Source organism: Sphingobacterium sp. MYb382, assembly GCF_037572665.1.
In the GTDB taxonomy this organism is placed as follows: Bacteria; Bacteroidota; Bacteroidia; order Sphingobacteriales; family Sphingobacteriaceae; genus Sphingobacterium.
The window spans coordinates 210,344-224,496 of record NZ_JBBGZT010000029.1 but is presented as its reverse complement, the minus strand read 5'-3'; the positions used below and the strand labels follow the sequence as shown (position 1 = coordinate 224,496).

At 40.3% G+C, this 14,153-nt stretch carries 9 protein-coding genes and 1 pseudogene; 3 read left to right on the top strand and 7 right to left on the bottom strand.

All coding sequences use genetic code 11. The annotated features are described in order from the left end of the window. Positions 1–9: 9 nt before the first annotated feature. The 5 genes and pseudogenes from WH223_RS18715 to WH223_RS18695 form a co-directional block, all read right to left on the bottom strand. Complete coding sequence (locus WH223_RS18715; RefSeq protein ID WP_340049390.1) at positions 10–3,111, bottom strand: efflux RND transporter permease subunit; 3,102 nt, start codon at positions 3,109–3,111, stop codon at positions 10–12. Positions 3,112–3,142: 31 nt separating this feature from the next. Continuing rightward, positions 3,143–4,282, bottom strand: coding sequence for an efflux RND transporter periplasmic adaptor subunit (locus WH223_RS18710; RefSeq protein ID WP_340049389.1), 1,140 nt, complete (start codon positions 4,280–4,282; stop codon positions 3,143–3,145). Positions 4,283–4,491: 209 nt separating this feature from the next. Next, positions 4,492–7,071: pseudogene (gene mgtA / locus WH223_RS18705) on the bottom strand (magnesium-translocating P-type ATPase). Between the two features lie 200 nt (positions 7,072–7,271). Beyond that, positions 7,272–7,976, bottom strand: a complete 705-nt coding sequence (locus WH223_RS18700; RefSeq protein ID WP_340049388.1) for an MgtC/SapB family protein — start codon at positions 7,974–7,976, stop codon at positions 7,272–7,274. 270 nt (positions 7,977–8,246) lie between these two features. After that, positions 8,247–8,885: a hypothetical protein gene (locus tag WH223_RS18695; protein ID WP_340049387.1), complete on the bottom strand. Its 639-nt coding sequence runs from the start codon at positions 8,883–8,885 to the stop codon at positions 8,247–8,249. A gap of 399 nt (positions 8,886–9,284) precedes the next feature. Here WH223_RS18695 and WH223_RS18690 point away from each other — a divergent pair, with 399 nt between their 5' ends. From WH223_RS18690 to WH223_RS18680, 3 genes are all read left to right on the top strand, one after another. Beyond that, positions 9,285–9,440, top strand: coding sequence for a hypothetical protein (locus WH223_RS18690; protein ID WP_340049386.1), 156 nt, complete (start codon positions 9,285–9,287; stop codon positions 9,438–9,440). Between the two features lie 103 nt (positions 9,441–9,543). Then, positions 9,544–11,229 (top strand): tetratricopeptide repeat-containing sensor histidine kinase, encoded by a 1,686-nt coding sequence (locus tag WH223_RS18685; protein WP_340049385.1) that lies wholly within the window; start codon positions 9,544–9,546, stop codon positions 11,227–11,229. A 13-nt stretch (positions 11,230–11,242) separates the two neighbouring features. Beyond that, entirely contained in the window at positions 11,243–11,908 is a 666-nt protein-coding gene (locus WH223_RS18680; RefSeq protein ID WP_340049384.1) for a response regulator, read from the top strand. A 1,053-nt stretch (positions 11,909–12,961) separates the two neighbouring features. Here WH223_RS18680 and WH223_RS18675 read toward each other — a convergent pair. After that, the gene (locus tag WH223_RS18675) at positions 12,962–13,495 is read right to left on the bottom strand and encodes an OmpH family outer membrane protein (RefSeq protein ID WP_340049383.1); all 534 of its coding nucleotides are present in this window, start codon (positions 13,493–13,495) and stop codon (positions 12,962–12,964) included. 108 nt (positions 13,496–13,603) lie between these two features. Further along, a complete protein-coding gene (locus WH223_RS18670; RefSeq protein ID WP_340049382.1) occupies positions 13,604–14,137 on the bottom strand; it encodes an OmpH family outer membrane protein in 534 nt (177 codons plus the stop codon). Positions 14,138–14,153: the final 16 nt, after the last annotated feature.

Sequence of the window (14,153 nt, the reverse complement as noted above, 5' to 3'; positions counted from 1 at the left end):
GTTTCCTTTTTAATTTTTATCTTTCGGAGTTGTATAATTAGCTCCCCATTTTTTTTCAATAAGGTAGTATAGGGCCGGTAGTACAAAAAGGGTAATGATGGTCGAGAATAATAAACCATATACAATGACAGTTGCTAGTGGTCGTTGCACATCCGACCCGATACCGGTAGCGATAGAAGCGGGCAATAGGCCAAGTATAGCCACTGTTGCCGTCATCAATACAGGGCGGAAGCGATGTTGAGCTCCTTCAATGACAGCATGGAGCAAATCAAACCCTTGTTTCCGTAAAGCATTGATATGGGAAATCATAATCACGCCATTCTGAATGGCTACACCAAAGAGGGCAATAAAGCCTACCGACGATGATACATTGAGCGTCATGCCGCGGACATTTAAGGCTAGCATTCCCCCAAAGAGTGCTAAAGGCACAATACTCATCAGTAATCCTGCCTGGCGGAAAGAGTTGAATGCTCCATAGAGCAGGATAAACATGATGCCTAGCGCTAGCGGCACAATGACCGATAAACGTGAGTAAGCACGGTTTTGATTTTCAAACTGCCCGCCCCATTTTACTTGATATTGTGTATGGTCATAGCTAATATTTTTTTCTATGCTCGCTTGTGCTTCCTCTAGTAATGATTTCAAATCGCGGTTACGTACGTTTAGTTTCACCGTTAGGTGTCTATTGTTCATCTCTCGCGTAATGGTGCTCTCTCCTGTGCTCAGTGAAATATCGGCTACCTGCGATAGAGGTATCTTACTTCCCGATTGAGAAGTGAGCATAAGACTGGCAATTTTTTCAGGCGTATTACGGCTAGATTCTTTGTAACGGCAGATGATATCATAGACTTTATGTCCAATGAACAACTGTGATACAGCCTTTCCGCCGACGGCGACTTCAATTAGTTCGGCTACATCAGCTACGTTCACACCATACTGTGCCATCTTGTCCCGGTCGGCATGAATTTGTAGCTGTGGGAGTGGCGGTTCTTGGTCAATGGCCAAATCTACCGCTCCAGGTACTGTTTTTAAAGTTTCCAATACCTCATCTGCAATGCGGCGTGTTTCCTTGAAGTCTTCACCAAAGATTTTAATCACCAGCTCGCTATGAGCGCCTGAAATTTTATCCATCACCCCGTCAATCATCGGCTGTGAAAAGCCAACTGTAAAGCCAGGCATGCCTTCATATTCTTTTGCTAACTCTTCAATTAAGTCATATTTCGTCTTTCCTTTTGGCCATTCTTTATAAGGCTTGATGCCTATAGATACCTCAAAGTGAGATGCTGTCCATGGATCGGTTCCATCATCGTTACGCCCTGCCTGCACCATGACGTAGGTTATTTCGTCATGTTTCATGGTGTGTGCACGAAGGCTATCACTCATGGCCTTGGACTTCTCTACCGACAAACCTGGCGGAAGTTGCACTTGTAGCCAAATGGATCCTTCATCTAAAGGAGGTAAGAAGTCTTTCCCTACACGCCATGTAAGTAATGATGTTGCAATTAGGATTATACTTAAAGGGATAAATACGATTTTAGGGCGTATCATTATCTTTTGCACCCCAGCGTGGTAAGCTTGTCCCAATTTTTCTAACCATCTGTTATGACGCACCTTTTGAGGCTTTCGATAGAGGATGTAAGCTATCCCAGGGATTATCAATAATGCTACAGCCAAGGCGCCCACGAGCGCATAGCCTACCGTGAAGGCCATAGGTGTGAAAAGCTTCTTTTCTACACGTTCAAAAGCGAATAGTGGAAGATAGGCCGTAATGATAATGATGGTCGCAAAAAAGACCGGCTTAGCTACTTCTGCAGCGTGTTGAATAATCGTTTTCTGTAGCAATGGTGCTTTCGGATCTTCTTCACGTTTTTTCAAAATCGTCTCCAGCATCACGATGGCCCCATCGACGATGATACCGAAATCTATAGCCCCTAAGGAAAGTAGATTGGCCGGAATATTCGTAAAGTGCATGAGGATAAAGGCTATCAATAGCGATAATGGAATAGTAATCGCTACGAGCAAAGCCCCCCTCCAGCTGCCTAGGAAGACGATAAGAACAATAATCACCAGTGTCATCCCTTCTAGGAGCGTATGCGACACCGTTTGTAGCGTCGTATTGACTAAATCTGTACGGTCTAAAAACGTATGAATCTTTACGCCATGGGGTAGGCCTCCTTCGTTTAATTCCTTAACGGCGGTCTGGATGCCTTCCAATACAAGTGAAGGATTTTGTCCGCGTAATAATAGAACAATACCTTCTAGACTTTCATCGTAATTACGCTCACGATCGGTGAAACCTAATACACCTTTGCGCTCTAGTGTACCATATTTGAGCTCACCAATATCGCTTAGTAAAATAGGCATGCCATTTTCACTTTTAACGACTATTTTTCCGAGGTCTTTCAGGTCCTTGACTAAGCCTATTCCGCGCACCACATAGCCTAAATCGCCTCGTGGTAATACGCTACCGCCGGTATTGGCATTATTTTTTTCAATAGTCTCGATAACCTCACTTAACGACAGCTTATACTGCTCCATCTTCATGGGGTCGACTTCCAGTTGAAACTGCGTTGTGATACCACCAAAGTTGGTCACATCGGCCACGCCAGAAACCTGCTTTATGCGCGGCATGATAGTGAAGTTCTGCAAGTCTGTGAGCTCTCGTAAATCATGATTACCATCAGTTTCGATGATATATCGGTAGATTTCGCCGATAGGCGATGTCAAAGGGTCCAAACCAGGTACAGCTTCGTAGGGTAGCTCTACCTCATTGAGACGCTCTTGGATACGCATGCGCGCCCAATAGTCGTCTACACCATCTTCAAATACCATGGTGATGATGGATAGGCCAAAGGTACTCTTGCTACGCATAACATGCATGCCGGGTAACCCATTGAGGCTACGCTCTAAGGGGATGGTAATTTGCTGTTCTACTTCTTCTGCTGCAAGTCCGTTCACTTGCGTCACGACTTGCGATGTTACGTCGGCAATATCAGGATAAGCCTCAACAGATAGCTGTTTCCAGGAGTAATAGCCAAAGAAAGCCATCAAGGTAAAAAGGGCAACCATTACCCAGCGCTTCGTTATGCTGATTTCTATAAGGTTGTTCATTGTTTGTAGTTTTTTAATGAAAGAGATAGAATTAACGTAAAAACAAAACGCCACCTTCGTCGACTATTGTTTCTCCATGAGCTAGTCCCTCACTGATGATTACTTGCCCATCGGAAGATCCTGCTGTTTGCACCGCTCTTTTTTCGTATCGATTTTTATCAATTTTCACAAATACAAATTGCGTGTTCTCTTGTTGAAGTACTGATTTAGCGGGTACTAGAATTCGTGGATGAGGTGCATCTTTAAAGCGTAGATTAGCATACATGCCCGGCCTGAAAATGCGATCTATATTGTCACAAGCAACCAACACTTCCACGCTGCGTGTTTCATCGTTTACTAGCTCACCGATATGGTAAATCTTTCCAATGACCGACCTGCCAGGTATTGCTGCAATCTGTACAGATACCTCATCCATTTTCCCCAAGTGGGGAATATCTTTTTCTTTAACCTGTGCCGCAATCCAAACTTTGGAAAGCTCAGCAACGATAGCGATTGGCTCTGTATCCTCTTTAAGGTATTGTCCCATGACAATGGAATTGCTGATTATTTCTCCTGCAATAGGGGAGTAGACGACAAGAGGTTTGCCGAGTTGTAGCTTTGCCGGGTCTACATGGAAGATCTTAAGTGCCGAGTTCGCATTGAGTAATCCTGTTTTTTTTATTTCATATTCTGTCTCTGCTTCTTCGAGCTCCCGTTGTATGCCAACACCATGCTTGAGCAAGTCTTTTTGACGCTTTAAGCGAAGCTCCGCTTGATGAAATTCCTGTTGGGCATCGAAGTAATCTTTTTGTGCACTGAAAAAGTCGGATGAGCTAATTTCAAATAAAGGGGTGCCTGCGGTTACTTTTTGTCCCAATTTGATGAAGGACCGTAAAACACGCCCCGCAAAAGGCGGAGCAATCTCTGCATAATTGTTAGGGATTGTCTTTACGATACCTGTCGTCATCCATTCCTCTTTAAAAGGTTGTTCTTCGATGGTCGAACTATGGAGACGCGTATGTAGATTGGAGTTTTCCGTTAAGGTTATGGTATCTCCTTTCACGGTGAAGGGTTGTTCTCCTGTTTGTTGTTCCTCTTTAGTATTGCCACAGGCATAAACCACCAAAGAAATGGCGGCAAGAAACCATAAAGCCTGGCCATGGTTTCTGAATTTTCCCATTTTGATCATCATTGTATTCACTATTTTTATTTTTCTTATCAGGAATTGACGTGTTAGTAGACCTTTTTTTGATATAGAACAAAGGTCGTTACGATCCATGGAGAAGGTCGTTAGAGGGTAAATAGAAAAAAATTAGAATTTTATTAGAAGGTTATATCGCATAAAAAAGGCTGGATATTTTAAAATACCAGCCTTTTCTGTTGCGTCTAATAGTAGTTGGGCTATAGCCAGCTATCGAACTTCTTGATAAACCAATTTTTAACGAATTGAGTCAGTAAACAGTAAGCGATTAAAATGCCAATCAACCATGGGAAATAAGCCATAGGAAGGGGGACCATCTTCAATGCTGGCGCTAAAGAGGAGAATGGAAGAAAAATGCCTATAGCCATAATCAAAGTGGTCAAAGCAACAACAGGTGCGGTAGCCCAACTTTGGATAAATGGAATCTTACGTGTACGAATCATATGGATAATTAAAGTTTGTGATAGTAGTCCTTCTACAAACCAACCAGACTGAAATAACGCTTGATGTTCGACAGAATTTGCTTTGAACACGAAGTAGAGCACAGCAAAGGTGGCGAAGTCAAAAATTGAACTTATAGGACCGATATAGACCATAAACTTAGATACATTGCCGGCATCCCATTTTTGTGGTTTCTTTAAAAATTCTTCGTCCATGCTATCCCAAGGTATAGATATTTGGGATACATCATACAGCAAATTCTGAATCAACAAATGGATAGGCAACATCGGTAAGAAAGGTAGAAAGGCACTAGCACCAAGCATACTAAACATATTACCGAAATTGCTTGACGTCGTCATTTTGATATATTTTATGATATTTCCAAATGTTCTACGTCCATAGATAACGCCTTTGCGTAAAACCATTAGGTCTTTTTCCAGTAGGATGATATCCGCGCTTTCTTTAGCTATATCTACGGCAGTATCCACACTGATACCTACATCTGATTCTTTAAGTGCAGCGGCATCGTTAATACCATCGCCCATAAAACCTACTGTATGTCCTTGGCTACGTAATGCTTGAACTACACGTACTTTCTGTAATGGATTTAGTTTCGCGAAAACAGAAACACTATGCATCTTTTCTAGTAGCATTTCTTCCGACATGGTTTCCAACGTGCTGCCATTTATAATCTCTTGAACAGGGATTCCTACATCGTTACATATCTTTTGTGTGACGGTTTCATTGTCGCCTGTCAATACTTTGATGCTGATTCCCAATTTTAATAAGGCCTCAATTGCAGGCTGCGCTGATGGTTTTGCAGGATCTAAAAAGCCAATAAATCCAGTCAGTGTAAGTTTGTTTTCATCGGCCAACGAATAGGTGAGTGGATGCGAAGCATCAAACTCCCGAATGGCTACAAGTAGCACGCGAAGGCCATCGGCATTCATCTTCCGTGAGGTTTCTAACACGATTTTACGCATAGAATCATCCATTGGTACGGCATTATCTTTTTCAATATGTAGGCTGCGGTCGTCTCCAGGATCGAAAGTATGTGTACATAATTACAACATTTCTTCTACTGCTCCTTTGCAAATAAGCAGGTGCTTGCCTTGGTGCTCTTTCAAAATGACCGACATACGACGACGCTCAAAATCAAAAGGTATTTCATCAATTTTCACATATTGCTCTTCCACACGTAGGTAATCGTGCAGATCGACATGTTCTAAAACTGCTTTGTCCATTAGGTTTTTAAGTCCCGTTTGGTGATAGCTATTCAAGTATGCCCATTTTAAAACCTCATCATCTTCTACGCCATATACATTCAGGTGTTTCTCTAGCACAATTTTGTCGAGCGTTAATGTTCCTGTTTTGTCGGTACATAGAATATCCATGGCTCCAATATTTTGGATGGAATTTAAGCGTTTGACAATTACTTTTCTTTTACTCATGTTGACAGCACCTTTAGCTAGGTTCGCGGTAACAATCATAGGGAGCATCTCTGGTGTCAATCCGACAGCTACCGCTACCGCAAAGAGAAGAGCTTCCCACCAATCGTTTTTAAGAAAACCATTGACCAAAAAAATGATAGGAACCATCACAAGCATAAAGCGAATCAGCAACATGCTTACTTTGTTAATGCCTTTATCAAAGCTTGTTTCTGGACGCTCACCAGTAATCGATTTGCTGATACTGCCAAAGTAGGTATAGGCTCCGGTGGCTACAATTACGGCTTTCGCGGAACCACTAACCACGGTGGTCCCCATGAAGCAAAGATTATTGAGCTCGAGCGCTTGTTTCTTGTCGGCATCACGAATTGGTAGATGATTTTTTTCTACTGGCAGCGCTTCACCAGTTAGCATACTCTCACCGATGAATAAATCTTTACTGGTAATGATACGGCAATCGGCAGGAATCATGTCGCCTGCAGAAAGAAATATAATATCACCAGGTACGAGTTCGGCAATAGGTATTTCTTCGCGCGGATTGAATTTGCGCTGTACCGTAGCAGTGGTTTTAACCATGCTTTTTAATTTTTCTGCCGCAGCGTTACTGCGAAATTCTTGAACAAAACGTAGCAGTACGCTTAACAATACCATGATAGAAACAACGATGACCGTTTTGTAATCTTTATCTTCTGGCGCAGCCAACCAAACGTCAATCACATAGGAAACGCCAGCTATAATCAATAGGATGTAAATAAAAGGGTTGGCAAAAGCCTTTAGCAGCTGTGCATACCAGCGTGGTGCTCGTTGATGTTGAACAGCATTGGGTCCAAATTTCAAGCGACGGTCGTCAGCTGTAGCTGCAGTGATGCCTTCTTCACTTGTTTCCAGCATAGCGAATACAAATTTCTCATCTTGTTTAGATGCGTTTTGTAGTCTAATAATGGTGTTTGCATTCATGCTTCCTGCTGTGCTGGAAGATTGGAATGCATTTTTAATTTTATTTGTTAGTCTGATCATACTATCAGTTTTTAATCATTGTTGTACCCATTCCGCGGGGTCTATAACTAGCTGTCTAGCGGACTGTCATTTCTCTATAGTTCGGACTCTGTTGCTACAATTTCCCAACTAACTTTCTTAACCTTATCTTCAATGGTTAGCCTACTGGCCACACGTTCCATCAAGCTGTCTTGCTGCGATAGTGCCCTTATTTCGGCAGTGATAATCGCATTAGAAGGGCTTCCGTGGTCATCGCTACTTAAAGACTTTAAAAGCGTTTTTTCTTCGTTTTCTAACATCTTCATCAGTAATATGCGGATATGATTTTCCACCTCCATTTTGCAGGTTATCGTAAATAGGTAACCCGTTTGCACACTCGCTGTTTTGACAAAGCTTATTTTATTAATCTGAATACCAATAGGTCTTAAAATAATGTGTGTAAGCATAATGGTAACGGTGACCACTGCTGCTTGCGGAAATAAACCTAATCCGCAAAGAGCACCAACAGCCGCCGAACACCAAATTGTTGCCGCTGTATTTAAACCCTGTACATTTAGACCATCTTTCATAATGACTCCCGCACCCAAAAAGCCAATCCCACTGACGATGTAAGAAGCGATACGCCCTGTAGCGTCACCACCAATTTCTATAGCAAGTAAGATAAAGGCCGTAGCACCCAAGGAAACCAGTGTATTGGTACGTAGCCCTGCATTTTTCTGTCGCCAATGTCTTTCCAATCCAATCGCAGCACCCAATAGTTGGGCAGCAAAAAGGCGTAAAGTAAAATCTAATATTCCCATGGCTATGTCCTCCTTTCTTTATGATGCACAAATGTGAGAAACATGTTATTGAATCGTAGTTAGAGGATAAATAGAAAAAAATTAGAATTTTATTAGAGCGGTATTATTAGAAATCGGTGGTAATGCCGTGGATTTCGATAGATACGCCTTAAAAGACTTTTGAGAACTTTTGATTGAACGGTTTTAGGATGACTTGATAACCTTAGGATTTTGTAATCCCTCGATGAATAGGTTGGCTTGGGAAATCAAAAAGGAAGAAACAAGAATCTTTTATACTTGTTGGTTGTTGTTTTTTTTGTGTTTATGCGATGATTGCTTTCGGAGGTGAAGCATATACTGCGCTAAAGCGAACAATAGAATTAGTCCTGTAGCACCGAGTACATAAGATTTGCGCGCCTGCGTCGTATTTTTATTTTCTTCCGCTTCGGCAATTGTAGCGTAGCTATCTCGTCTATGTCCGCTTTGGGGGGTATCCTCAGGCTGTTGGCGTAGTCTAGGACTATCTTTTTTAGGAGGTAGATCCTGTTTGTAAGGATTCATCGGCGCTACTTGCCAATCACGAGCACTGTAGGGGCGAGGCTCAAAATTAATAAGTATGGCAAGTAATTTAACAATGGTCTCATCGGGATCTTTTGTTTTTCCAAGGATAAAATGTTGTAATGATTTGAGCCGACCGAGTTCTGCATGTAGAATAGCCTTTTCCAAACTCGGGTATTTGCAGGTAGGATTGTAGTAATCTTCAAAAACCAGCCGATCGGCTATTGGTATGCCTTGTGCCAGCCGGATCAAACAATAATCGCGCAAATTCGCAGGTGATGGATTTGCCATTTTAGCGTGCAAATCTTCATTTATTTTTTTTTCGTAGTAAGCGATTTTTACCGCTTTTCTAAATAGGATGAATGTGAACATTCAAACAAAATAAACCCACCTATAGCTGAAATTTTACGGGTTCCCGTAAAACAAAAAGGTCGTTAAAGGGCTAATTAAGGCCTTTAATTGATTATTCACCGGTATTTTCGGAATAATCGGAATTGTCGGATTTTCTTAATTCTTTACCTTTTTTCACACACTACATTTGTTTACGAAATCAGCAAAAGCTATTGCCTCAAGTGAGATATTATTGCTTTTCGGTTTCGTTATCTGCAAGAATCGTATTGGGTTCGAACTGGCTCGGGAAGCAGTTTAAATCCGTACGATCAAGGCAACCACTTCCCTAAATAATTCAGAAGGCCTTCTGAAACTTTTGTAGCAATCCCCTGCATGGAGCAGGCGGGCCTACCTAGTTTTTGACTTTTAATTTTTAGTACAATGTGGTATTTAATTTTAGCCTTATTTTTTGGTCAACCGACAACAACTAATTCAGCAGGTGGTCCTCCACCGCCACCTCCACCGCCGCCAACAGACGTTCCGGGCACTCCTGGAGATGGTGGGAATGAAGGTGTTATTCCTCCGCCAAAAAAATAAAATATAACCGTTAAATAGAGAGTAGGCCCGCCTGCTCTCTATTCCTTTTTTTAGCTTGTATAAGTATTTAAATTTCAATAAATTCGGAAAAAATTAGCCCGTATTGAAATATTTTATTATTTGTTGCCTTTTCCTTGCTCTTTTTGGCTGTGGACGAAAGGTGGTGACGGAGGAGGTTATCGATGGTAACTTGCTTTTAGACACAGCATACGTTTACATGGAGGAAGGAAAGCTCGATAGTGCATTTTTGTATTTCGACAAGGGAAAGCAGCTTTATATAGAGCGAAATGATAGCCTTGGTGTGGCTAGGTCTTTAATTAATATGGCTATTATTCAACGTGGTCAAAGTGATTTTTATGGTGCCCAAGAGAGTGCTTTGCTGGCTGAGGGGTATCTTAAGTTGGATGAACCTGAGCATCATGCTTACCTGAGCAGCAATTATAATATTTTAGCAATCGCTACTGATAAATTGAAAGACTATGAACAAGCGATTGCTTTTTATAAGTTGGCCATTAAATTTTCAACAGACTCTACACATAAACAGGTTTATTATAACAATATTGCTTTAAGTCATCAAAGTTTAGGTCAGTATGATCAGGCTTTAGCGATTTATGAGCGTATACTTGCAGAATCTACGGAAAAATCTATACAGTATGCCCGTTTTCTAACGAATAAAGCTAAGACGCGTTGGCAGATGGACAAGACCTACAATCCTGTTCCGGAGTTTTTGGAAGCTTTAGGGATTAGAAAACATGAGAATGACAATTGGGGACAAAATTCTAGTTATGGACAATTAGCTGATTACTATAAATTGAGTAAACCTGATTCGGCCTTATTTTATGCGAAGTTACAATACCAGATTGCAAAGTCGTTAAATAGTGCTGACGATCAGATTAATGGGTTACAGCGTCTAATGCGTTTGTCCCCGGCAGATGATATGAAGGGATATTTTGAGACCTATAAAATACTTAACGATAGTATTCAAGAATCTCGAGCCGCCGCCAAGAATCAGTTCGCATTAATACGCTATGAAGTCGAAAAAAATAAAGCCGACAATTTAGTATTACAGCGTGATAATGCGGAGAAGGCTTACCGCCTAACTTGGCAACGTATATGGACGTTTTCAATTAGTGGATTTACTTTGATAGGTTTTTCTTTTGCTATGCTATGGTACAAGAAAAGAAAAGAACGCAATGAACGCGAAAGTCAGTTTAAGATAAAAGCTGAGCAGCTCCGGATATCACGTAAGGTACATGATGTGGTCGCTAATGGTATTTATCGCGTGATGACGGAAATTGAACATAAAGAGTCTCTGGATCGTGATGGCGTACTAGACCGGTTGGAGGATATGTATAACCAATCAAGAGATATTTCCTATGAAGCTGAAGATGGTACCAAGCCTACTCCTGCTTACCATATGCGGATGGCTAGTTTATTAAAGTCTTTTGCTACGCAGAGCTGTAGGATCCTTATTGCTGGAAATGAAAAGGCACTATGGAATGGGGTAGCGGAGGCTAAGAAAAAAGAAATATTTGCTATCCTACAAGAATTAATGGTTAACATGCGTAAGCATAGTCACGCTGATCAGGTTGTTATTCGTTTTGAAAGGGCAGGGGATGGGTTGTGGATTCACTATCGGGATAATGGACTTGGTTTGGCAGATGGATGGACGGAAGGTAATGGTTTGAAAAGTACGGGAAACCGTATTGAAAGTTTATTCGGGAAAATTAACTTTGTGAATAAACCGGAAAAAGGGCTTCGCATAGAAGTCTTTTTACCACTACCTTAAAAACTAAAAATCGATGTTTAAAAAAGTACTCATAGCTGAGGACCACGAGATTGCTAATATTTCCGTGCAGAAGACCTTGTTTGATCTAGGAATTCAAGGTACTAAATATGTATACTACTGTGATGATGCATTGAGTTGGGTGAAAAGAGCCGTGCAGGATGGAGAACCTTACGATTTGCTCCTTACAGATTTAATTTTTGAGGACGATGAAATGCCTCAAAAAATTAATAATGGCATTGATCTAATAAAGGCGGTGAAGGAAGTTCAGCCAGATATTAAGATTATTATTCTTTCCGCCGAAAGTCGTAGTAACGTAATCGATGATTTGTTTGCGGATGGAACGGTTGATGGCTATGTTCGTAAAGCACGCCGTGATGGGCAATATCTCAAAGAGGCATTGCATGCTACGTTTAGTAATAAAACCTATCAATCTCCAGAGACCAAGCGTAGCATAGAGGAACGCAACACACACGAGTTTTCGGGTTTAGATATTCATATTGTATCCTTATTATCCAAAGGAGTCTCTCAAAAAAATATTCCTTTTCATCTTCAGGAACGTGGCGTTAAGCCTTCGGGATTGAGTAGCATTGAAAAGAGATTGAATTTAATGCGTGATGTGTTAGATTTTTCCAAGAATGAGCAACTTGTCGCTTACTGTAAAGATATAGGTTTACTGTAGTTTTTTTTATCGTTTACGGATTCCCGTAATATTGGTTTGATTTTCTTAAATACCTTTATAAAGGAAATGAAAGTAGAAGAATATTAGTGAAATATTATGTTAATATAAATGCCCAATTAAACGGTGATCATGAAGTACATCAAGAATATTGTATTTACTTGCCGACTGAGTTAAATAGAAAATATTTGGGTTATTTTCAAACATGCCAAGAGGCAACAAAGCAGGCGAAGCTCCTGTATACTTTAGCAAATGGTTGTAAAATGTGTTGTCGTGAATGTCACACACGTTAGAGTATCCTTTATCAGAACTTATATTATCCAATTATACTTGTTTAGAAGATTACCATCTCGGTAATCTTCTTTCTTTTTATCAACTTTCCGCATAGGTATGGTATCGCTGTTTTGAGACTAAAAGCTGCTGTGATATCTTTTATTAAATTTTATACGACCATTTAAACAATTGCATATTCCTATGCAATGCTTCTTTATTTTTCGTGAATTTAGCGCGCTGTGCTGAACAATATGCTAGAAAATAGGTGAAGGGCTGTTAGCTTTGTTATAGCTGCTCTTAGGCGTCGTTTAGCGGTATTAGGGTAGGTTTCCTAGATTAGTTGTTGGAGTATCTCTTAAAGTGTGTCTCATAGCCTTTGCGTGAACAATATTGTTCTACTACCTTGCCAAGCTTTAATAACTTCATAAACGAGCTATAAGCAGCTCCTATCTCTTAAGGCTAAACAAGTAATCATATATAGTTAATGCTGTAGTTTATCGCCTTACTCGTTATTAAAGATGGGGATGCCTAGATGGAGTCTCCTATACCTCTCCCTTAATTTGGCTTAACAAGCTGCTAAGCCTAGTATCCTTAATAGCTATTAAAGTTAGCTTTGCTACGGTCGTTTGAAGTAGTATTTATTTTTATTTGTGGGTTGAGTGGGGTGAGTATGCTGATTTGTTTTTTCGAAGTACAGTTAAGCGGTTTAGGTAGTACGTGGTCACTACAAAAAAAAGGGAGTTTCAAACATGAAACTCCCTTTTTTTTGCTAAATAGCGACGCTTACTTTACGCCTAATTTAGTTTTAATATCTTTTGTTAAGTCATCACCACCAGCGAAGTAAGGGATGCTACCGTTTGATACGTCTAAAACATAAGCATAACCTTTTTCTTTAGAAACGATAGTGATTGCATCAATAACTTTCTTTTGGATTGGTTGGAAAAGCTCTTCTTCTTTTTTCGACAAATCTTCTTGCGCTACACGTTGAACGTCTTGAATGCGTTGTTGTATTGTTTGAAGTTCAGTTTCTAAAGCGTGCAACTGTTGATCTACCGATTCTTTATTAGCTTCGCTACGGTTTCTCAATTTGTCATTAGCTTCATTTTGTTTCTTTTGAAACTCCTCGTACATACCTTGCAACTCTTTAGTTTTTGTGTCTTGCAACACTTTAAGTTGATCTTGAGCCGTTTTAAACTCAGTAGTCGAAGAAATAATCTCACCAAAATTGATGTGACCAATTTTTTGCTGTGCACTTGCGTATTGAGTGCCTAAAAACATCACCGCCGCTAGCGCTGCACTTCTAAATAAATTTTTCATTCTTTCCATTTTAATCTTTTGTATTTAGTTTTTGAAAAACCCAATACGGCACTTTTGTATAACGTTAATAATTAATTTCGTGTTGTACTACAATAATAAACAAAAAAATTAATTCGACAAGGTTGAATCTGGTTTAAAGCCTAATTTTGTAATAACATCGCTGCTTTTATCCAGTTTAGGGTTTGCAAAGAGGAAAGTTACTTCACTTCCTTTATCCAAAATTAAATCTAAACCTTGGTTGTTTGCGATATCTTGAATCGCTTTAGCAACGCGGTCTTGAATAGGTTTTACTAAGCGGATACGCTCTTTGTAAAGGTCCCCTTCGTAACCAAATTTTTGGCGTTGGAATTCTTTAACTTGTTTTTCTTTGTTTACGATTTCATCCTCGCGACGGCGACGCATGTCGTCATTTAACAATACCTGGTCGTTCTGATACGCTTTGTATAGTTTCTCGATTTCACCGTAGCGCTTATCGACTTCCTCTTGCCAGTTGCTCGCTTGGTCATCCAAAAGTTTTTGCGCCGAAACATATTCCGGAATATGCTTTAAAATATAATCTGAATCTACATAAGCAAAACGCTGTGCAAAGGATGCCGTTGTTGAAAAAGCTACGAAAGCAATTATAAATAATATTCTTTTCATCCGTATAAATTTTATG